This window comes from Nocardia sp. CA-290969, from assembly GCF_050936135.1.
Classification (GTDB): Bacteria; Actinomycetota; Actinomycetes; order Mycobacteriales; family Mycobacteriaceae; genus Nocardia.
The window spans coordinates 2,197,936-2,218,695 of the sequence record NZ_JBNJNJ010000001.1; the positions used below are offsets into that span (position 1 = coordinate 2,197,936).

Consider the following 20,760-nt stretch of genomic DNA (forward strand, 5'->3'; position numbering starts at 1 on the left):
CGGCGTGCGGTGGAATCGTTTCACCGGGCGTCCGGCCCCCGTTCGTGCGAGGATTTCCGGACGGGGTGATACGCACGCGGGGCGGTCGGCTCGGGCCGCCGGGAGGACGACAGATGCCGACGATGCCACTGACCCAGCAGAATTTCCAGACTGTTGTGGCCACCAATCACATTGTGCTGGTGGATTTCTGGGCGACCTGGTGTGGTTGGTGCACCCGGTTCGCGCCGGTCTACGAGGCCTCCTCGGAAACGCATCGCGATATCGTGCACGCCACGGTCGAGGCGGAGGCCGAACCCGCGCTGGCCGCGGCCGGACAGGTCGACCGCTACCCGTGGGTCATGGCGTTCCGCGAGGGCATGCTGGTGCATTCGCAGGCCGGATTCCTGCCCGCCGATCAACTCGAGGAGCTCGTCCAGCAGATCCGCTGGATGGATATGGAGACATTCCGGCGTGAGCACGGTCAGCCGGTGCGCGCGGAAATGACGTCCGCGGTGGAGGTCACGGAGCCCGGTCGCGCCGGACCCGCACCGGGCCCGCATCCCTACGGGTGGCCGGGACTGCGTTCCGCGTGACCGGCGGGCTCGAGCCGGGCGCGATTTTCGCCGGTTACCGCGTCGAACGCCTGCTGGGCGCGGGCGGTATGGGGCAGGTCTACCTGGCTCGCGACCGTGATCTCCCGCGTCCGGTCGCCCTGAAATTGCTGCACCCGGTAGCGGGCGACGACCACGATGTGCGGGCGCGGTTCCTGCGCGAAGCCGATACGGTCGCGCGGCTCGCGCACCCGAATATCGTCGCCGTCTACGCCCGCGGCGAGGAACAGCACCGCCTGTGGATGGCGATGCGGTACGTCGAAGGCACCGATGTCGCGGCGGTGCTGCGCAACGGCCCCATCCGCCCCGACCACGCCGTGCGGATCACCGAGGAAACCGCGCGGGCCCTCGACCACGCCCATGCCGCCGGAATCCTGCACCGCGATGTGAAACCCGCGAACATCCTGCTGGCCTGGGGCGATCAGCAGCAGGTGTTCCTCTCCGATTTCGGGATCGCGAAAGCGCTCGACCGGTCCGACGGCCTGACCCGGACCGGCGAGTTGTACGCCAGTTTCCATTACGCGGCGCCCGAGTATTTCGAGATGCGCCCCGATATCGACCGCCGCGCCGATGTGTACTCGCTGGGCTGCACGCTGTACTACATGCTCACCGGCCGGCTGCCGTATCCGGCGACCACCACGGGCGCACTGATCAACGCCCATCTCAATGCTCCGGTGCCGGTGCCGTCGCACGCCGATCCGCGATTGCCGCGCGGTTTCGACGGGGTGATCGCGAAAGCGATGGCCAAGAACCCGGCCGAGCGATTCTCCGGCTGCGGTGAACTGGCGCAGGCGGCGCGGCGAGCGCTGACCGATACCGAGGTCACCCGGCCGGCGATACTGCCGCCCGTCGCGCCACCGGCCGGCCGATCCCGGCGTGGCCGCCGACCACTCCTGACCGCACTGGCCGGCGCCACTGCCTTGGCCGTGTTCGTCGCGGCCGCCTGGCTCACCGCGGTGCTGCGCGGCGGCAGCGCCGACTCCGTGGTTCCGCCGCCACCGGCGAATACGAAAGCCGCCGCCGAACAGGCCGCATGCGAATACTCCGCCCTGGTGGGAACCTACGACTATGCCGACCCGGCGGGCTGGGAGCGCAAGGTCCACGCCGGGGCCACCGGGCAGTGGAAGAGCCAGGCCGAAACCGTCCTGCCGATGGCCCGGGTGCTCATCTCCGCCGACCCCGAACGATCCCGGGTCGAGAAGGCCACCTGTGCGGCGACGATGAGCGCGAACGATACCCGCGCGGATGTGCGGGTGCAGCTCATCACGCTCAATGCCGAACCGGGCGGGCCCGAGACCTCGCGGGAGCTGTCGGTGTCCACGGTGATGGAACTCGTCGACGGCCGCTGGCTGTGCAGCGTATTCAATTCCTCCTTACTGCCGGGCTGATCCGCTGTGAGGGTTTGCACACGACCGGAAAGGGGCATCGTCGATAGCGTCCGGTTCGCTACGCATAAGCTGGCCGGGCTGCACGATGGAGGTAAGTCTTGACGGTCGAGGTGCTGGCCGACCCGGAACCGGGCGGGTCGTGGCAGGACGGGCAACAGCCGGTCCGGCCCGTCCCACCGGTATCGATGATCGAGCGCATGACACTGATCCTGGACGCGTTCGCGCCCGCCACCCCGGTGCTCACCCTGCAGGATCTGGTGGAGCGCACCGGGCTGCCGCGGTCGACGGTGCACCGCATCCTGGACCAGATGATCCGGCTGCGCTGGCTGGCCCATTCACCCGGCGGCTACCGGCTGGGTCTGCGGACACTGGAACTGGGCGGCCTGGCCGCCGGGCACAACGAATTGCGGGCAGTGATCGGGCCGCTGCTGCACGAGCTGTGCCAGCGGACGTCCGCGGTCGGGCATCTGGGCGTCCTGGACGGCCGCGATGTGGTGTATCTGGACAAAACCGGTGGCCGTAACAGCGCCACGGTGCCCACCCGGGTCGGTGGCCGGCTGCCCGCGCACAGTACCGCCCTCGGAAAAGCGCTGCTGGCCAGTCTCGATCCCGGGGTGGTGGAAACCTCGCTGCGCGAACGGCTGCCCCGGCTCACCCCGCGCACCATCGGTGACCGCCTGGAACTACATCGTGAACTGGCCCGTATTCGCAGCCGGCAGGGGGTCGCGGTGGACAACGAGGAAGCGGTCACGGGAATCGGCTGTGTCGCGGTACCCGTCCGTCGCCGCGGTATCGCGGTGGCGGCCCTGTCGCTGACCACCCGGATCGGCGCCGGCCGGCCCGCCGTCGACACCAATCGGCAGGCACGGCAACTCGCCGCGCTGGCCACCGAAGCGGGCAGATTGCTCTCCCGGGAGTAGGTGTCCGGGTCGCCCCGGCAGCCACACCGCAGAGGTGGCGCGGAGCCGGAGGTCAGGCCGGGCCGAGGGATTTCGCCAGCGCCCGGCCCGCCGCGCGGCCGGAGAAAATGCATCCGCCGAGGAACGTGCCTTCCAGCGCGTTGTAGCCGTGGACACCGCCGCCACCGAAACCGGCGACCTCACCCGCGGCGTACAGCCCGGGGAAGGGCGTGCCGTCGGGGCGCATCACCCGGGAATCCAGGTCGGTCTGCAAACCACCGAGCGTTTTACGGGTGAGGACGTTGAGCCGCACCGCGATGAGCGGCCCCGCGGCCGGATCCAGGATCCGATGTGGCTTCGCGACCCGCGCCGTCTTGTCGCCGAAGAAATTGCGGGCGTTGTGGATCGCGGTGATCTGGGCGTCCTTGCTGAACTTGTTGGTGATCTCCCGGTCGCGCGCGACGATCTGGCGTTCCAGTTCGGCGTAGTCGAGTTGCGGGCCGCGGGCGATCGCGTTCATCCCGTCCACCAGTTCGCGCAGCGTATCGGCCACCACGAAATCGGCACCGTGTTCCTTGAACGCCTCCACCGGGCCGGGCGCACCTTTGGTGAACCTGCTACGCACGGTCGCCAGCCGGTCCTTACTGGTGATATCCGGGTTCTGCTCCGACCCCGAGAGCGCGAACTCCTTCTCGATGATCGCCTGGGTCAGTACGAACCACGAATAGTCGTGACCGGTCGACAGAATGGCCTTCATCGTGGTGTTGGTGTCGAACCCCGGGAAACAGGGCGCCGGCAGCCGCTTACCGAGCGCGTCGAACCACAGCGACGACGGGCCGGGGATGATGCGGATCGCATGATCGGGCCAGATCGGGTCCCAGTTGTTGATGCCCTCGGTGTAATGCCACATCCGGTCCCGGTTCACCAGGGCGGCGCCGGCGGATTCGGCGATCCCCAGCATCCGGCCGTCCACATGCGCGGGCACTCCGGAGATCATGGTGCGCGGTGCCGGGCCGAGCCGGTCGACCGGCCAGTTGCGCCGGATCAGGTCGTGATTGTGGCCGATACCTCCGGAGGTCACCACCACGGCGCCGGCGTGGAATTCGAAATCGTCGGTCACCGTGCGCGAGGAGGCCACCCCGCGGGCCAGTTCCGTCGGTTCCAGCACACTGCCGCGGACCCCGGTCACCGCGCCGCCGGACACGATCAGTTCGTCCACCCGATGCCGGAACGCGAACCGCACCAGTCCGTTGCGTTCCGCCTCGAGCACCGGGTTCAGGAAGACCTCCAGCACGCCGGGTCCGGTACCCCAGGAGATGTGGAACCGCGGTACCGAGTTGCCGTGCCCGTCGGCGAGGGCGCCGCCGCGTTCGGCCCAGCCGACCAGCGGCGTGACCCGCAGGCCGAGGTCGTACAGATAGTCGCGTTTCTCGGTCGCGGCGAACCGGACGTAGGCCTCCGCCCACTGCCGTGCCCAGTGGTCCTCGTCGTCGCGGTCGAAGCCGGCCGAACCGAGCCAATCCTGCAGCGCCAGTTCGTAGGAGTCGTGGATACCGAGCCGCCGCTGTTCCGGGCTGTCCACGAAGAACAGGCCGCCGAGCGACCAGAACGCCTGCCCGCCCAGATTGTTGCGGTTCTCCTGATCGACCACGAGGACGCGATGCCCGGCCTTGGTCAGTTCGTAGGTGGCGACGAGACCGGCCAAACCGGCGCCGACGACGATCACCGGATGGTCGTCGGATACCGGGTCGCCAGGAGAGGTTTCGGACACGGTTCACCCTTCGCTTGCGTAGCTACCGGCGGGAAACTTATCAGACCCACCGGCCGGCCGAACGACGTTTCAGCCCGGGCGCCGGGCCGGGAATTCGTCGGCCAATTCGGTGAACACCGCCCGGTTCAGCACGAAGGCTCGTTTGCCTTCGTCGAGGATGCGGCGCTGTTCGAGTTCGTCGGCGCCGATCCGGTCGAGCAGGGCCCGGTATTCGCGTTTGAAGGCGGCCGGATTACCGATGCGGTCGAATACGTAGAACCGCACGCCGTCGCCGCGATGCGGGAGATCCCACAGCTTCTCGGCGTGCCCGCGGATCACCTGACCGCCGGACAGATCACCCAGATAGCGCGTGTAGTGGTGCGCGATATAACCGCCGGGCCAGGTGCGGGCACATTCCTCGATCCGCGCGGCGTAGGCGGCGGTGGCCGGCAGCGGATCGAGTTCGTCGCGCCAGTCCGGGCCGGCCAGATGGGCCAGGTCGCGTTCCAGTTCCGCGGTCCGTGCGAGTTCCGGTTTGATGAACGGGCCCGCCACCGGATCCGCGGCCAGGTCCGCGCTGTGTGCCTCCAGGGCCCGGTAGATGAACCAGAGCTGACCGGTGTAGCGCCGGTAGGAATCGATTCCGAGGGAGCCGGCCAGCATATCGGTGATGAAGGTCGAATTCTCGGCGGCCTCGTGTTCCCGGGCGGTGGCCTCCCGGATCCGGGTGGAGAACGGGGCGGCGGGATCGGCGGTTTCGGTGGTCTCCGGCATCGAACGTACCTTCCTGCGAACGCGGCGGTCGCTCGCCGCCCGATCTCCTCGGCGGGGGTGGTGCGGTGCGCACCACCCCCGCCGTCGACAACCCGACGATACCGGGCCGGTCGCGCCGGCGGGGACGCTCGTCAGTCGGCGTCGGGGCGGGCGGACGCGGGCAGCGGCTCGGTCGGGAGCAACCGCGATTCACCGTGGTCGCCGCCCAGTGGGCCGGTCGCCGCGCCGACGCCCACCGGCTCCGGCGCCGGGGTGACCGGGAATGCCGCCGTGGGCAGGATGTCCTCGGCGATATCGAGTGCCCGGGTGGGCAGGCTCAGCAGATCCGCCGAAAGCATGGGGAATTCCAGCGTCTCCGGTGCCGCCGGGAGCTGCCCGGGCTCGGTCGGTTGCGCGGCATGTGCCGCCACCGCCGACCCCAGCGGGCCCGGTTCCAGATCGTGCGTCCAGACGGACCGGTCGACACCGGGAACCGGGGCCCGGCCACGGCGGACTTCCGCCGCGATCTGCGGCAACTGCCCGGCGGCCGGGAAACCGGCCGGCAGGTCCAGCGGGGCCACGGTCGCCGCGACGGCGGCCGGGCGGCGGCCCAGCGAGGTGGCCCGCCGCTTGCCGAGATTGACGGTGGGGCGCCGTTTGCCCAGGTTCACCGCCGGCCGGCGCATACGCTTGACCTCCGGGCGGCGCAGCGCGCCGAACTTGCGCAGGATCGGCGGGCGCCGCACCGTCCGGTCGAACCATTCACCGAGGGTGACACCCCCGGCCAGGGCACAACCGATACCGAAGGCCGCCAGCAGCTGATCCGCGCCGCGGGCGAGTTCGTCGTTGAGCAGACCGTAGAGCCCCCGGTACACGCTCAGGCCCGGCAGCAGCGGGGTGATCCCGGCGAGGGCCACGACCAGCGGCGGGGTCAGCGCGCGGCGGGCGAGCAGACCACCGACGAGACCGACTACCGTGGCGGCGGCGCCCGCCGCGACCACCGGGCCGAAGCCGCCGGCGAGCACCAGCAGGTAGCAGATGGTGCCCATGGCGCCGCTGCCCGCCGCCGCGGCGAGGGCGCGCTTCTCCGCGTAGCAGGCCAGCGAGAACGCGAGGGCCGCCACCGCACCGGCCACGACCTGAATCGGCAGGTTGGTCAGTGCGTGGCCCGGGCCGAGGTCCAGCGGCACCGTGGCGTCGAACATCTCACCGATCCGCAGCGTCAGCGCGATACCGGCGATGATGCCGCCGGTCATCATCAGCAGCTCGAGCATGCGGGCGGCCGCCGTGATCGGTGCCCCGGTGATCGCGTCCTGGACCGAGCCCACCAGGCTCAGCCCACTGAGCAATACGGTGATCCCGGCCGCGATGATCAGGGTGGGACTCACCGAGACCCCGAAGGGTTCGGCCACGGCCGCGAGCACCACCGCCGGGGTCGCGGCGATCGCACCGCCCACCAGATGCTGGAAGAAGAACGGCAGGCCGTAGCGGTTGAGCGCGCGGTTGGTGCGGTCGATGAGTGCCGTGGTGCCGAAGCTGAGGGCGGTGACCAGCAGTCCGCCGCCGAGCAGCAGCGCGATCGCCGCGGCCATGAGCGACCAGCCGAAGGTGGCGGTCCACCGCTTGTACGGATGCGGCGCCGTGGTGATCACGTCGAGCGCGGCGCGCGCTTCGTCCGGCGGCACCACTTCGCGCCGGATCCGGCGGGTGAGCCGGTCCACCGCGGCGAGCCGGGTGAAATCGAGGGAGCGGTAGCGCACGACCCGCATGGAACTGGCCGGTGGCAGCCGCGGTCCGCGGTGCGCGTAGATCCGGATCGAGTTGTAGGTGACCTCGACATCGCAGGCCGACAACCCGTAGGTGGCGGCGATGAAGCGCACCGTGGTCTCGGTATCGGTGACAGCGGTACCCGAAGCCAGCACCACCTCGCCCATCCGGACGGCCAGATCGAGAACCTCGGCGACGGCGGCCTCATCGGTGAGATCGATGGGCTGCAGCGGCGCCGGTGCGGAGACGATCGTATCGGCGGTGGCGGGCCGATCGGCGACCAATTTCTTGATGGCGCCGGTGATCACAGGCAGACGCAGGGGAGTACGCCGAGAGTCGGCAAGATCCGACGGGTCCGGAGAGATCTGTGGTGTGGAGGTCGCTCCTTCCAACAATCCTTGCGCAGCCATAGCCGCGAAGGTAGTGGCCGAAGGTGCCTCTTTTCCACCGGAAAATGGGTCGGATGAATGTGACGTTTGTTACGTACCGGTTTATTTGACGTTCCGTTTGGAAAAAAGGACGCGTTTGCCCTGCTGAGCGACCCCTTGTCTATGGCGTCGGCCCGCGCGACGGATGCGTTACGCGCCGCTCCTCGATAGCCACGGTGCGTCACATCCGGCGCGGGGACAGCTGTCGCCAGCTGCGCACCGCGTACCCGGCCGGGCGGTGATCATGTGCGGCGATCGTGTGCGGTTTGTCGCCGGGCCTGCGCACACCGATCCCGTTAGGGTCGAGAACATGAGCACCGGCAGCACTGAGACAGCGCAACAGATACGGCTGGCACTGGACGGGCCGTGGGGTGACGTCCGGGAGGAGGCCCGCACCCAGCTCGCCGGCGGGCAATTCGCCGGCGATCCGGACCTCGACCTGCCCGCCGCCCGCGCCCGGGTCCTGGACCAGATGCGGGAGATCGCGAAACTCGGTATTGCCGAACGCGGTTTCCGCCGCGAGCACGGCGGTACCGGCGAACCCGGCGCCGCGGTCGTGGGATTGGAGATGCTGGCCTACGCCGACCTCTCGCTCTGGGTCAAAGCCGGTGTGCAGTGGGGGCTGTTCGGTGGTGCCGTGGAGAACCTGGGCACCGAACGGCACAGCGAGTACATCCGGCAGCTGATCTCGCTGGACCTGCTCGGCTGTTTCGCGATGACCGAATCCGGGCACGGCAGCGATGTGGCGAACCTGGAAACCACCGCCACCTACGACCCGGCCACCGAGGAGTTCGTGGTCCACACCCCCACTCCGTCCGCGCGCAAGGACTACATCGGCGGCGCCGCCGAACACGCCCGGATGGCGGCGGTCTTCGCCCAGTTGCGCACACCGTCGGGTGAGCACGGCGTGCACTGCCTGCTGGTGCCGATCCGGGACGAACAGGGCAACGACCTGCCGGGGGTCACCACCTCCGACTGCGGCCGCAAGGGCGGCCTGCCCGGTGTGGACAACGGCCGGATCGTTTTCGACCAGGTGCGGGTGCCGCGGGAGAACCTGCTCAACCGCTACGGCGAGGTCGCCCCCGACGGCACCTACAGTTCCGAGATCGACAACCCGAGCCGCCGTTTCTTCACCACCCTCGGGACTCTGGTCCGCGGACGGGTGAGCGTCGGCGGGGCCGCGGCCGCGGGCGCCCGCGTCGCGCTGAGCATCGCCCTGCGCTACGGCTTGAAACGCCGGCAGTTCGGCAACCCCGACGACGGCGGCGAGACCCTGCTGCTCGACTACCGGATGCACCAGCGGCGCCTGCTACCGCTGCTTGCCCGCTCCTACGCCCTGGCCTTCGCTCAGAACGACCTGGTCCGCCGGATGCATCTGGTGCAGACCGGCCAGGATATCGACCCGCATTCGCAGCGGGTGCTGGAGAAACGGGCGGCCGGCCTGAAGGTCGCCCAGACCCGGCATGCGACCCGCAGCATCCAGGAATGCCGGGAAGCCTGCGGTGGTGCCGGGTATCTCACGGAGAACCGGCTGGTCACCCTCAAGGCCGATACCGATGTGTTCACCACCTTCGAGGGCGACAATGTGGTGCTCACCCAGCTGGTCGCCAAGGAGATCCTGACCGCCTACGCCGACGAGGTCCGCGACCTCGACGCCCTCGGCTGGGTCCGGTTCGCCGCGACCATGGCCGGGGATGTGGTCCGCAAACGTTCCGGCGTGCGCCAGCTGATCCAGACCCTGCGCGATCGCAGCGGCGAATCCGTCGACGAGGGCGATCTGGGCAAACGCGCCACCCAGCTGCAGTTGTTCGCCGACCGCGAGGACTACCTGACCCGCACCGCCGCCCACCGGCTGCGGGCGCGGGCCGAGGAAACCGGGCCGTTCGAGGCGTTCAACAACGCCCAGGACCATATCCTGGCCGCCGGTTCCGCCCATATCGATCGGCTGGTGCTGGAAACCTTCATCGAAGGGATCGCCGATATCGAGGACGAGGAGGCGCGCACCCTCGCCGAAACGGTCTGCGATCTGTACGTGTACTCGGTTCTGGAGGAGAACTCGGCCTGGTTCATCATGCACCGGTTCATGTCGGTGGAACGGGCCAAGGCGGTGCGCCGCGGGGTGAACGAACTCGTCGATCGCCTCCGGCCCGACGTGCTCACCCTGGTCGAGGCGATGGGCGTGCCGGAATCCATGCTGGGTGCCGCCATGCTCGACGATGCGAGCGTCTACGAGCGGCGATAGGAGCAAGCCCGGAGAACGTATCCGCGCTCAGTTGGACGGAAGGCCCGGGTTCGGCCGGCGGGTCAGCGTGGCACGTCCCGAGTCCGCTACCCGCCGGATGGGTGGGCCGGGAATGTCCGGCGAATCGCCACCGCTGCCCAATAGAGTGCGATCGCCAAGGCGATTCCGGCGGCGGCGCCACCGATGACATCGGTGGCCAGGTGATAGTCCAGCGCGATCATCCCCACCGCGCCGGCGCACCAGCCCGCGGCGGCGAGCACGACGATCACCACGCGGGCGCGTACCGATTGCAGCAGCAGGACCAGCGTGGTGACCATCGAGACCAGGTGGACGGTGTGCCCGCTGGGATACGCCAGGTAGTCGTGCAGCGGCCGCCCCCACCACGGTTTGAGGAGCCAGGCATTGATCGCGACAGCGATCTCGGGCACCAGCACCACGGTGGCGGCCTCCCACCAGCGGCGCTGCCAGGCGAACCATACGGCGCTGCCGGCGAGCAGGGCGAGCACCACGCCCGTCGCGGTGGCCAGCGCCAGCACCTCCGCCAGCCACGGTCGTGGGTCGAGTCGCGGATCCACCCGCGCACCGACTTCGAGATCGAATGCGGTCGGCCCGCCGCTCGGCGGGAACGACCACGGCAGGGCCGTTGCCACGGCGGCAGCGCCGACCCCCGTCAGCCCCGTGGTGACGGGTCCGGCGGTATGCGCCGGTGTGCCGCCGCGGGCGGGTGGGCCGGCCGCCGGATGTACGTGCGGATTCGGATTGTCGTCGGTGCTGCGATGGAAGTCTCCGGAAGGCCGGGCCGGGCGGTACGGATCCGGCACGCCGGGTGCGGTGCTCACCAGCCGACCCTATCCATCCGCGGTGGGAGCCGGAAAGTCGTGCGCCGGTGCCGGCGGTGCGGACTGGGCCCGGTGGCGGGCGCTGCCGCTGCGGTCCGGACGCCGCCCGGTGCGCGTCGCCGGATTCGTTTTCGAGGGAGTTCGGAGTTCCTCAGCCGGGACCGTAGGTCAGGAAGGCCGTGATCAGGAACCACAGCACCCAGACGACGGCGACGAACATCCCCAGCGCGTATGCCGCGCGCATGAACGCCCGGCCGAAATCGATATCGCCGGCCTCCCGCGGATACAGCCGCCACGGGCTGTACCAGGGCGTGGCGAACCGGCGGCCGGCGGCCAGGCGTTCGGCCTCGGCCAGATCCTCGGCGTACTGTTCCGCCTCCGCCTGGGCGGGGCTGCCGTGCCACAGCGTCACATCGATCGGCCCCAGGAAACCTTCCTCGAGCAGTCGCTGCGGTGCCGGCAGATAGGGCAGGATCCCCATGCCACGGAAGGCGATCGCCACATCGTTGGCGGTCCACCGGTGTGCTTCGCGTTCGGCGAGGATCCCGAAATAGTGCCGCAGCCGGTCGGCGTCGTCGCCGACGATCACATCGAAGCTCGGATCGTGCACCTTCTGCTCGATCTGCACCGGGACCCGCTGCAGCGGCACGATCAACGCCACACCGTGCACGGCCCGCTGACCCAGCCCGCGGGCGGCCAGCCAGCTCTGCAGCGCGAAGGTGTGCTCGCGGGAACGCTCGAGCAGGGGCCGGTCGTCGCCGGCCTCCAGTTCGGCCCTGATTCCGTTGAGGGTCCATTCGCCGGTGAGCGGGACCTGCAGCGTGCCGCCGCGGTCGGTGCGCAGCCCGGCCACATCGATCACCACGCAGCTGGTGGGCGTCCATACCACCGCGTCGAAGTGGTAGGTCTCGTCCTGGTATCGCAGATCGCAGTTCACCGTCGCGACACCGTGCGGACTGCCCGCACCGTCCCAGCCGTTGAGCCAATCGACCAGTGCCCGTTCGGCAACACTGTCGGTGCTGTTCTGAACCTGCACGAGCATGGTGACCGCCCTTCGCGTCCGAACCGGGACTCCGCGGCGCCGCCTGCGGCGCGCCTTTCGAAACTACCGGTCCGGCTCCTCCGCCGGAAGTTTCCCGGCCCGGACGGCGGCGACGAGTTCTTCGTGATCGGCTTCCGTGCGATCGGCGTAGCGCACCGCGAAATCGGCCACGGCTCCGTCGAAGTCGGTGTCCTCGCCGAGGTAGCCGCTGATCAGCCGGGGGTCGAGCGAGCGTGCGTGGGCGCGGGCGAGCAGGGCGCCCGCGAGCCGGCCGTAATCGTCGAGATCGTGTGGTTCGAGTTCCTCCGGGGCTATCCCGCCCTTGAGATTGCGGAACTGGCGGACGATGAACGGCAGCTCCCGGCTACCGCCGCCGGGCTGCGGCACCGCCATCGTTGTCCAGCCGAGCAGGATATCGGTTTCGGTCTGAACCAGCCTGGCGCCCTGCACGATTCGCTCGCCCTCGTGTTCCGGTGGCGCCACCCCGAGCACGGGCGCCAGTGCCGAGGGCGCCGCCTGTTTCAGCTGCAGGACCAGGAACTCACCCGAATTACCGTGCAGCAGCGCGACATAGCTGTGCAGACCGACACTGCCGGTGCCCACGATCCGGAACGCGATATCGGCCACCGCGAACCTGGCCAGCAGCCCCTGGCGGGATTCACGCAGGCTGGCGCCGTAGCGCTCCAGCGCGTCGACGGCCGCGTCCTCGACCGCTTGCTCGACCGTGGTGAGAATCGGCGGATCGCTGACGAAACGGTGGCTTTCGATACCCGTTTCGTGGTCGTCGATATGCGTCCATCTCCGCACGACCTTCTCGCTGGTGTTCTTCCGCGCCTTCTTGGCCGCCTTCTTGAAGTTGTCCAGCAGATCGTCGGCCTCGACCCGGTCGAGGACGGATTCGTCGGCCAGTGCCGACCACGAGGTCAGGAACGGCCGCTGCGCCAGCGCGGCAGTGGTGCGCCGGTAACTGCGCGCGGCGTCGGCCGCGGCGGTACGGCATTCGTCCTCGTTCGCGCCGCCCTCGCGGCCGGCCAGTACCAGGCTGGCCGCGAGCCGCTCCAGATCCCACTCCCACGGCCCGGGCACGGTTTCGTCGAAATCGTTGATATCCATGACGATTTCGCCGCGCGATGTGCCGTAGAGGCCGAAATTCGCGGCATGCGCGTCACCGCACAGCTGGGCGTGGAATCCGGTGTCCGGGCTGCCCGCCAGGTCGATGGCCATCAACCCGGCGGCGCCCCGATAGAACGCGAACGGTGACGCCATCATCCGGCCGATCCGCAGCGGAACGAGATGCTCGAGCCGGCCGGCGTTGGTGGACTCGGTGAATTCGACGATCGACGGCCGCCCCTCCGTGCGGATCGCGCGATCACGAGCGGTGCGTGGCACCCGATCGCGGACGGCCCGGCCGCGGGCCAGTACTTCCTCCGCGGGGATATACGAGCGCAAGGGGATACGACTGTTCGACACGCGGTAACCGTACCGAGTGTTCGTGTAACCGGGGCGTGCGTTATCGCGCTGCGGCGCCGGGTGCCCATACCGCCCACGCTCGCTGCATCCCGCTGCGCCCGGCCCGAGGCCGCCGGGGACATACGTCGGGCGGCGTCGCCGCGGTGACGGTCGCGCCTGTCCCGGAAATGTGCTCCGGCCCGGATGTGCGGGATGGCCGGCCGGATCTGCCGCGCGGTATCGCCCGGCGCGCCGACATGATCTTTCTCTCACCTCTGCGGACGGCCTGCGGCGCCGATTGCCGTTCTTCCGGCGCATCGGGCGGGGGTCGTGCTGGCATCGGCGGGGTCCGTGCGGTAAGCACTGGCATGTGACGAGCGATTCGGGAACCGGCGGATCCGAGACCGCGGACCGGGGAGTCGGTGGTGCGATCGCGGCGGTGCTGTCGGATCGGCTGCTCACCGTCCCCAATGTGCTGAGCGTGCTGCGGTTGATCGGCATCCCGGTCTTCCTGTGGCTGTTGCTGGTGGAACATGCCGACGGGTGGGCCTTCGTCCTGCTGGTCCTCAGCGGGCTGACCGACTTCCTGGACGGCAAACTGGCGCGGTTGCTCGACCAGTCCTCCCGGCTCGGCGCCCTGCTGGACCCTCTCGTCGACCGTCTCTATCTGGTCACCACCCTGGCGGCGTTCGTCGCCCGTGACCTCATCCCCTGGTGGGTGGCGATCCTGCTGATCGGCCGCGATCTGGTGCTCACTCTGACGTTGCAGGTATACCGGCGGCGCGCCCTGGACCCGCCCGAGGTCATCTATCTGGGCAAGGCCGCCACCTTCGCGCTCATGTCGGCCCTGCCCTGGCTGCTGGCCGGGCAGATGGACTGGACAGGCGACGGTTTCGGCCGGGCCTTCGGTGGGGCACTGCTGATCTGGGGCACCGCGGTCTACGTGTGGACGGGGTTGTTGTACCTCGGCCGCGCGATCGCCGTCGCGCGGACGGTGCCCCGGTCCCCGCATCGCCGCGGCGGCGCCCCGGGCGGGGATACCGGCGCGGCAGATCGCGATGGGCTCGCATAGAGTTGCGGGCGTCGTGCACGACGACACGAGGAAAGGACACCACGTGAACCGGGCTCCGGAGGATCTGCGCTACACCGCGGAACACGAATGGGTGCGTCGGACCGAACCCACCCGGGTGCGGGTCGGGATCACCGATTACGCCCAGTCGCAACTCGGTGACGTCGTGTTCGTACAGTTGCCGCAATCCGGTGCCGATGTCGCCGCCGGGGACAGCATCGCCGAGGTCGAATCGACCAAGAGCGTTTCCGATATCTACGCTCCACTGAGCGCGAAAATCGTTGCGGTGAACCAGGAACTGGAGGCGAAACCGGAAACGCTGAACACCGATCCCTACGGTGACGGGTGGTTGTTCGAACTCGAGGTGGACAGTGCCTCCGCACTGGACTCGAGTCTCGGTGAACTGCTCGATGCCGCAGGTTATCAAGGAGTTATCGGGGGCTGATCCAGCCTTCCCGGTTCTACCTGCACGGGCACGGCCCGGCAGGGTACGGTCAATGCCAACGGATGTGCCGCCCGGAGTCGGGGCCGCCGAGCCACGTCGCACCGCGGCATCTGCCTGCATGGTTTATGAGGTTCGAGGAGGAGAGAAACGGTGAGCGAGAACAAAGACCCGGGTTACGGGGAGACCGCGGCCGAGACGACGTCGGTCTTCCGCGCGGATTTCCTGAACGAGGTCGACGCATCGCGCTCCGGCGAGCCGACCGGTGAACAGCCGGTGCAGGGTGTCGAAGGTCTTCCGGTCGGCGCGGCGCTGCTGGTGGTCAAACGCGGCCCGAACGCGGGCTCGCGGTTCTTGCTGGATCAGCCCACGACCTCCGCGGGCCGCCATCCCGACAGCGATATCTTTCTCGACGATGTCACCGTCAGCCGCCGCCACGCGGAGTTCCGCCAGGACGAGGATTCCTTCCAGGTCGTCGATGTGGGCAGCCTGAACGGCACCTACGTCAACCGGGAGCCGGTGGACTCCTCGGAGCTGCAGAACGGTGACGAGGTCCAGATCGGCAAGTTCCGGCTGGTATTCCTCACCGGACCGCGGACCCAGGAGGCCGGTTCGGCCGCCGGTGCGGGCAGTTTGTGAACAGGTGACGATCGGTGCGCCGATCCGGGTGATCGGCGCTTCGGCATGAAAGACTCGAGATCATGACAGGCGCGGCGCAGCAGTGGGCGCACGGAGGGATGTCGATCGGCTCCGTGCTGGATCTGCTGCGACCCGATTTTCCGGATATCACCATCTCCAAGATCCGTTTCCTCGAAGCCGAGGGGCTGATCCGGCCGGAGCGTACGCCCTCGGGCTACCGCCGGTTCTCGGTGGCCGATTGTGAGCGGCTGCGCTTCGTACTGACCGCCCAGCGCGACCAGTACCTGCCGTTGAAGGTGATCAAGGAACAACTCGAGGCGATCGACAGCGGAGCCGCGACGCTCGGGGTACGCGAAGCCCGTGCCCGGGCGCGCACCGCCCGTCCGGATACGGGGCAGGAGATGGCGGACGAGGGCGTGGCGACACCCCGCCCGCCGCGGCGACTGGCGGTGCAGCCCGGCCGGATCACCGCCGACGAGCTCGAGTTCGATCACGAGATCCGGGTGACCCGCGACGATCTGCTGGAGCGGGCCGGTATCGACGACAAGTTCCTCACCGATCTGATCCGGGCGAATCTGATCACCCCGGGCCCCGCCGGTTTTTTCGACGCCGACGCGGTAACCCTGGCCACCACGGCCAAGGCGATGGCCGAATTCGGTTTGGAAGCCCGGCATCTGCGCGCTTTCAAACTCGCCGCGGACCGGGAGGCGGCATTGGTCGCCCAGATCGCGGCACCGATAGCCAAGAGCCGCGATGCGGGTGCCCGGGCGCGGGCGGAGGAGACCGTCCGGGAACTCGCCGCGTTATCGCTGACGTTGCACGCCAGCCTGGTGAAGGCCTCGGTGCGCAACTCGCTCGGCGGATGACCCACCGGCGCCGTGCGCCGCGCTGCCGGCGGCTGGATCGGCCTGACCTGCGGCGGAGCCTGCGACGCCGACGCCGGTGGCAACACACCGATTCCGGTGCACCGCCGCCATCGCGGCGGCGCCCGGAATTCGCCTAGACTCGTGGTACGGCGAGCCCTGCAACGGCGAGGGCGGGCGGCCGGGGAGTATGGGAGGCAGTGCGATGAGCGAAATGCGCGTGATCGGCATCCGGGTCGAGCAGCCACAGAACCAGCCCGTCCTGCTGCTGCGGGAGGCGAGCGGGGAGCGGTATCTGCCGATCTGGATCGGTCAGGCCGAGGCCACGGCGATCGTCCTCGAACAGGAGGGCGTCACCCCGGTACGGCCGCTCACCCACGATCTGATCAAGATCTTGATCACCGATCTGGGGCACACCCTCGAGGAGGTTCATATCGTGGATCTCAAAGAGGGCACCTTCTATGCCGATCTGGTGTTCGAGAACGAGGTGCGGATCTCGGCGCGCCCCTCCGATTCGGTGGCCATCGCGCTGCGCGTCGGCTGCCCGATCTATGCGTCGGAATCCGTGCTCGAGGAAGCCGGTCTGGTGATGCCCGACGAACGCGAGGACGAGGTCGAAAAGTTCAAGGAGTTCCTCGAGTCGGTATCCCCGGACGATTTCAAAGCGACCGACAGTTGAGTTTCCCGGTTTTTTTCTAGACCTCAACTACAGGTCGAGACTGTTACCGCGCGTCGCGTTTGGATCGGCACCTCTGCGGCCGAGAGAATGGGAAGAGTAGCCTCGTACTCGACGCCGGGCCGTCGGATATGGGCACAGATCGGCGGAGCAAGGGAGTAGTTCAGTGGCAGAGCATATGCGGGATATGCGGTCGGAAGTGGGCCCGCCTCGGCGCTACGAAATACAACCCGGTTTGTTCCCCGACGATTCGGTCCCCGACGACCTGGTCGGATATCGGGTTCCGACGGCCTGTCAGGTCGCCGGCATCACCTATCGGCAATTGGACTATTGGGCGCGGACCGGTCTGGTCAAACCGTCCATTCGCGGCGCGGCCGGGTCGGGTAGCCAGCGCTTGTATTCCTTCAAGGACATCCTGGTCCTGAAAATCGTCAAACGTTTGCTCGACGCGGGTATTTCGCTGCAGAACATCCGTATAGCGGTTGATCATCTGCGCAGCCGCGGTGTCCAGGATCTGGCGAATATCACGCTGTTCTCCGACGGCACCTCGGTGTACGAATGCACCTCGCCCGAGGAGGTCGTCGATTTACTGCAGGGCGGCCAGGGCGTGTTCGGTATCGCCGTCAACAGCGCGATGCGGGAACTCACCGGCGCCATCGCCGCCTTCCCGGCCGAGCGCGCGGCCGAGGCCGACGAACGGCCGGAGGACGAGTTGTCCTACCGCCGCAAAGCCCGGATGACCCGGAAAACCGGCTAGTCCGCGGGCCGCGGTTCGCGGTGCGGCCGGCGCCACACAGTGGGTGAGTGCCGGGACGGCCCGGTTCCCGGGCTAAGATAACCGGGCGCCGTAGCCGTGCGGGAGAGTCCCGGGTCCGCTGTGGATCCGGGCGCCGAAGGAGCAGCACCTCCCCGTCAATCTCTCAGGCACCAGGACCGTGCGGGAACCGGCGCCTCTGGAAAGTGGTGGCTACGGGCCACCCGCCCAAGGTGAAAGGCGATCGGAACCTGTGTCCGGCCGCCGAAGCTCTCAGGCGCCGCGACAGAGGGGGAGGGCCCTGTGCCGACCGTGCGGTCGGCCCGCCCGACCAGGGAGCCGTGGTGACCCAGAGTTTCGCAGACCGGCATATCGGACCCGACGACGCGGAGTTCGCGCATATCCTCGCCGAGATCGGTATCGCGTCCGCCGGCGAACTCGCCGCCGCCGCGCTGCCGGCCGGTATCCGTGATCCGCTCACCGGCGACGCCGACCCGCTGGCGGGCCTGCCCCCGGCCGCGAGCGAACACGAGGTGCTGGCCGAACTGGCCGCGCTCGCGGCCACGAATACAGTGGCCACCTCGATGATCGGGCTCGGCTACTACGACACCCTCACCCCGCCCGTGCTGGTGCGCAACCTGCTGGAGAATCCGGCCTGGTACACCGCCTACACGCCCTATCAGCCCGAGATCAGCCAGGGCCGGCTCGAAGCGCTGCTCAACTTCCAGACCATGGTCACCGATCTGACCGGTATGGACGTGGCGAACGCGTCCATGCTGGACGAGGCCACCGCGGCGGCCGAGGCGATGACTCTGTTGCATCGGGTCGGCCGGGGCCGCGGTACCCGCCTCGTAGTGGACCGGGACCTCTTCCCGCAGACCCGCACGGTCCTGGCCACCCGGGCCGAACCGCTCGGAATCGAACTCGTCGAGGCCGATCTGGCCGGCGATGGACTGCCCGACGGGGAGTTCTTCGGAGTGCTGCTGCAGGTGCCGGGTGCTTCGGGGCGCGTCGTCGACTGGACCGGGGTCATCGAGCAGGCCCACCGGCGCGGCGCGCTGGTGGCGGCCGGCGCGGATCTGCTCGCACTCACCCTGATCACCCCGCCCGGGGAACAGGGCGCGGATGTCTGCTTCGGGACCACGCAGCGGTTCGGCGTGCCCATGGGCTTCGGTGGCCCGCACGCCGGCTACCTGGCAGTGCGCACGGCCCATGCGCGGCAGCTGCCCGGACGGCTGGTCGGCGTGTCCAAGGATGCCGACGGCGCACCGGCCTACCGTCTGGCGCTGCAGACTCGCGAGCAGCATATCCGCCGGGAGAAGGCGACCTCCAATATCTGTACCGCGCAGGTACTGCTGGCCATCGTCGCCGGGATGTACGCGTGCTATCACGGCGCCGACGGATTGCGGGCCATCGCGCGGCGCGTGCACCGCCACGCCGAGCAGTTGGCCGCCGCTCTCGGCGACGCCCTGGTGCACGACAAATACTTCGACACCGTCCTGGCCCGGGTGCCCGGGCAGGCCGAGAACGTGGTGGCCAAGGCCGCGGCGCGCGGGATCAACCTGCGGCTGGTGGACGACGACCATATCGCTGTGGCCTGCGACGAGGCCACCACCGGCGACCATATCGCCGCGGTCCTGGACGCGTTCGGTATCGCGCCCGCCGAACCGGTGTGCGCGGGTATCGCCGACCGGACCTCGGATTTCCTCACCCATCCGGCATTCACCCGCCACCACACCGAGACCGCGATGCTGCGGTACCTGCGGGCGCTGTCGGACAAGGACATCGCCCTGGACCGCAGCATGATCCCGCTCGGGTCCTGCACCATGAAACTCAACGCCACCGCGGAGATGGAGCCGATCACCTGGCCCGGATTCGCCCGGCTGCATCCGTACGCGCCCGCCGCGGACACCCCCGGCCTGCGGCGCCTGATCGCCGACCTGGAGCGCTGGCTGGCCGAGATCACCGGCTACGACTCGGTGAGCCTGCAGCCCAACGCCGGGAGTCAGGGCGAGTACGCGGGCCTGCTCGCGATCCGCCGCTACCACCGCGATCGCGGCGACACCGGCCGCGATACCTGCCTCATCCCCTCCAGCGCCCACGGGACGAACGCCGCCTCGGCGGCCATGGCCGGTTTGCGCGTGGAGGTGGTGAAATGCCGGCCCAACGGCGATGTGGACCTCGACGATCTACGCGCCAAGATCGCCGACCACGCCGACCGGCTGGCCTGCATCATGATCACCTATCCGTCCACGCACGGCGTGTACGAGCAGGAGATCGCCGAATTGTGCGCCCTGGTCCACGACGCCGGCGGGCAGGTCTATGTGGACGGCGCGAACCTGAACGCGCTGGTCGGACTGGCCCGGCCGGGCCGGTTCGGCGGCGATGTCAGTCACCTGAACCTGCACAAGACGTTCTGCATCCCGCACGGCGGCGGTGGCCCCGGGGTGGGCCCGGTCGCGGTGCGGTCGCATCTGGCGCCCTATCTGCCCGGGGATCCGCTGATCGCCGATTCGCACGCGGTCTCGGCGGCGAACTACGGGTCGGCATCGATTCTGCCGATCACCTGGGCCTATATCCGGATGATGGGTGCGGAAGGGTTACGCCGCGCCACCCTCACCGCCATCGCGTCGGCCAACTATCTGGCCCGCCGGCTGGGCGAGCACTATCCGGTGCTCTACACCGGCGCAGGCGATATGGTCGCCCACGAATGCATCCTGGATCTGCGTGAGATCACCAAACGCACCGGTGTCACCGTCGACGATGTGGCCAAACGACTGGCCGACTACGGTTTCCACGCGCCCACCATGAGTTTCCCGGTGGCGGGCACGCTGATGGTGGAACCGACGGAGAGCGAGGATCTGGCCGAACTCGACGAATTCGCCGAGGCCATGATCGCCATCCGCCGCGAGATCGACCGGGTCGCCGCGGGGGAGTGGCCGGTGGACGACAACCCTCTGCGCAACGCCCCGCATACGGCCGCATGCCTGGTCGCGGACTGGGACCATCCATACAGCCGGGAGGTCGCGGTGTATCCGCGCGGCGTCGCGCACACCCGGGCCAAGGTGTGGCCCGCGGTGCGCCGCATCGACGGCGCCTTCGGCGACCGCAACCTGGTGTGCACCTGCCCGCCGCTGGATTCGTACAGCGAGTGACCGTCGCTGCCCGGA

At 69.0% G+C, this 20,760-nt stretch carries 17 protein-coding genes and 2 riboswitches; of the genes, 11 read left to right on the forward strand and 6 right to left on the reverse strand.

All coding sequences use genetic code 11. From position 1 onward, the window contains the following. The first annotated feature begins 113 nt into the window (after positions 1 to 113). From ACQEVO_RS10260 to ACQEVO_RS10270, 3 genes are all read left to right on the forward strand, one after another. A complete protein-coding gene (locus ACQEVO_RS10260) occupies positions 114 to 572 on the forward strand; it encodes a thioredoxin family protein (protein WP_432911435.1) in 459 nt (152 codons plus the stop codon). Further along, positions 569 to 1,978, forward strand: coding sequence for a serine/threonine-protein kinase (locus ACQEVO_RS10265; protein WP_432911438.1), 1,410 nt, complete (start codon positions 569 to 571; stop codon positions 1,976 to 1,978). The genes ACQEVO_RS10260 and ACQEVO_RS10265 overlap by 4 nt, the downstream gene beginning before the upstream one ends. Positions 1,979 to 2,076: 98 nt before the next feature. Further along, positions 2,077 to 2,898: an IclR family transcriptional regulator gene (locus ACQEVO_RS10270; protein ID WP_432911439.1), complete on the forward strand. Its 822-nt coding sequence runs from the start codon at positions 2,077 to 2,079 to the stop codon at positions 2,896 to 2,898. A gap of 52 nt (positions 2,899 to 2,950) precedes the next feature. Here the strand turns inward: ACQEVO_RS10270 and ACQEVO_RS10275 are convergent, their stop codons facing one another. The 3 genes from ACQEVO_RS10275 to ACQEVO_RS10285 form a co-directional block, all read right to left on the reverse strand. Continuing rightward, positions 2,951 to 4,648, reverse strand: coding sequence for an FAD-binding dehydrogenase (locus tag ACQEVO_RS10275; RefSeq protein WP_432911442.1), 1,698 nt, complete (start codon positions 4,646 to 4,648; stop codon positions 2,951 to 2,953). 69 nt (positions 4,649 to 4,717) lie between these two features. Next, on the reverse strand, positions 4,718 to 5,401 hold the full coding sequence (locus ACQEVO_RS10280) for a heme oxygenase (biliverdin-producing) (protein WP_432911443.1): 684 nt from the start codon (positions 5,399 to 5,401) through the stop codon (positions 4,718 to 4,720). A gap of 131 nt (positions 5,402 to 5,532) precedes the next feature. Further along, positions 5,533 to 7,557 (reverse strand): threonine/serine ThrE exporter family protein, encoded by a 2,025-nt coding sequence (locus ACQEVO_RS10285; RefSeq protein WP_432911445.1) that lies wholly within the window; start codon positions 7,555 to 7,557, stop codon positions 5,533 to 5,535. A gap of 328 nt (positions 7,558 to 7,885) precedes the next feature. Here ACQEVO_RS10285 and ACQEVO_RS10290 point away from each other — a divergent pair, with 328 nt between their 5' ends. Then, positions 7,886 to 9,817 carry an acyl-CoA dehydrogenase family protein gene (locus tag ACQEVO_RS10290; RefSeq protein ID WP_432911446.1) on the forward strand — a complete coding sequence of 644 codons (1,932 nt, stop codon included), beginning with the start codon at positions 7,886 to 7,888 and terminating at the stop codon, positions 9,815 to 9,817. 86 nt (positions 9,818 to 9,903) lie between these two features. Here the strand turns inward: ACQEVO_RS10290 and ACQEVO_RS10295 are convergent, their stop codons facing one another. The 3 genes from ACQEVO_RS10295 to ACQEVO_RS10305 all read right to left on the reverse strand — a co-directional run bounded on the left by ACQEVO_RS10295 (position 9,904) and on the right by ACQEVO_RS10305 (position 13,168). Continuing rightward, positions 9,904 to 10,656 (reverse strand): phosphatase PAP2 family protein, encoded by a 753-nt coding sequence (locus tag ACQEVO_RS10295; RefSeq protein ID WP_432911449.1) that lies wholly within the window; start codon positions 10,654 to 10,656, stop codon positions 9,904 to 9,906. 151 nt (positions 10,657 to 10,807) lie between these two features. Then, on the reverse strand, positions 10,808 to 11,698 hold the full coding sequence (locus ACQEVO_RS10300; protein WP_432911452.1) for an NERD domain-containing protein: 891 nt from the start codon (positions 11,696 to 11,698) through the stop codon (positions 10,808 to 10,810). Between the two features lie 63 nt (positions 11,699 to 11,761). Continuing rightward, the gene (locus ACQEVO_RS10305; protein WP_432911454.1) at positions 11,762 to 13,168 is read right to left on the reverse strand and encodes a DUF2252 domain-containing protein; all 1,407 of its coding nucleotides are present in this window, start codon (positions 13,166 to 13,168) and stop codon (positions 11,762 to 11,764) included. A gap of 409 nt (positions 13,169 to 13,577) precedes the next feature. On the opposite strand from ACQEVO_RS10305, the gene ACQEVO_RS10310 reads away from it, so the two are divergent. The 7 genes from ACQEVO_RS10310 (at position 13,578) to gcvP (ending at position 20,745) form a co-directional block, all read left to right on the forward strand. Continuing rightward, on the forward strand, positions 13,578 to 14,219 hold the full coding sequence (locus ACQEVO_RS10310; RefSeq protein ID WP_432922531.1) for a CDP-alcohol phosphatidyltransferase family protein: 642 nt from the start codon (positions 13,578 to 13,580) through the stop codon (positions 14,217 to 14,219). A 43-nt stretch (positions 14,220 to 14,262) separates the two neighbouring features. Further along, positions 14,263 to 14,661 (forward strand): glycine cleavage system protein GcvH, encoded by a 399-nt coding sequence (gcvH, locus tag ACQEVO_RS10315; protein WP_432911457.1) that lies wholly within the window; start codon positions 14,263 to 14,265, stop codon positions 14,659 to 14,661. A gap of 150 nt (positions 14,662 to 14,811) precedes the next feature. Beyond that, the gene (gene odhI / locus ACQEVO_RS10320; protein WP_030520553.1) at positions 14,812 to 15,297 is read left to right on the forward strand and encodes an oxoglutarate dehydrogenase inhibitor Odhl; all 486 of its coding nucleotides are present in this window, start codon (positions 14,812 to 14,814) and stop codon (positions 15,295 to 15,297) included. Between the two features lie 62 nt (positions 15,298 to 15,359). Next, positions 15,360 to 16,163: a transcriptional regulator FtsR gene (gene ftsR / locus ACQEVO_RS10325; protein WP_432911461.1), complete on the forward strand. Its 804-nt coding sequence runs from the start codon at positions 15,360 to 15,362 to the stop codon at positions 16,161 to 16,163. 202 nt (positions 16,164 to 16,365) lie between these two features. Beyond that, a complete protein-coding gene (locus tag ACQEVO_RS10330; RefSeq protein WP_432911464.1) occupies positions 16,366 to 16,839 on the forward strand; it encodes a bifunctional nuclease family protein in 474 nt (157 codons plus the stop codon). Positions 16,840 to 17,014: 175 nt separating this feature from the next. Continuing rightward, positions 17,015 to 17,593, forward strand: coding sequence for a MerR family transcriptional regulator (locus ACQEVO_RS10335; protein WP_432922534.1), 579 nt, complete (start codon positions 17,015 to 17,017; stop codon positions 17,591 to 17,593). Between the two features lie 89 nt (positions 17,594 to 17,682). Continuing rightward, positions 17,683 to 17,782: riboswitch (glycine riboswitch) on the forward strand. Next, a riboswitch (glycine riboswitch) is annotated at positions 17,783 to 17,889 on the forward strand. A 45-nt stretch (positions 17,890 to 17,934) separates the two neighbouring features. Continuing rightward, a complete protein-coding gene (gcvP, locus tag ACQEVO_RS10340) occupies positions 17,935 to 20,745 on the forward strand; it encodes an aminomethyl-transferring glycine dehydrogenase (RefSeq protein WP_432911467.1) in 2,811 nt (936 codons plus the stop codon). Positions 20,746 to 20,760 lie beyond the last annotated feature (15 nt).

Coding starts and splice junctions, on each gene's coding strand:
- ACQEVO_RS10280 (WP_432911443.1), bottom strand. CDS start 5,401: ATGCCGGAGACCACCGAAACCGCCGATCCCGCCGCCCCGTTCTCCACC.
- ACQEVO_RS10330 (WP_432911464.1), top strand. CDS start 16,366: ATGAGCGAAATGCGCGTGATCGGCATCCGGGTCGAGCAGCCACAGAAC.
- ACQEVO_RS10285 (WP_432911445.1), bottom strand. CDS start 7,557: ATGGCTGCGCAAGGATTGTTGGAAGGAGCGACCTCCACACCACAGATC.
- ACQEVO_RS10300 (WP_432911452.1), bottom strand. CDS start 11,698: ATGCTCGTGCAGGTTCAGAACAGCACCGACAGTGTTGCCGAACGGGCA.
- ACQEVO_RS10335 (WP_432922534.1), top strand. CDS start 17,015: ATGCGGGATATGCGGTCGGAAGTGGGCCCGCCTCGGCGCTACGAAATA.
- ACQEVO_RS10290 (WP_432911446.1), top strand. CDS start 7,886: ATGAGCACCGGCAGCACTGAGACAGCGCAACAGATACGGCTGGCACTG.
- ACQEVO_RS10260 (WP_432911435.1), top strand. CDS start 114: ATGCCGACGATGCCACTGACCCAGCAGAATTTCCAGACTGTTGTGGCC.
- ftsR (WP_432911461.1), top strand. CDS start 15,360: ATGACAGGCGCGGCGCAGCAGTGGGCGCACGGAGGGATGTCGATCGGC.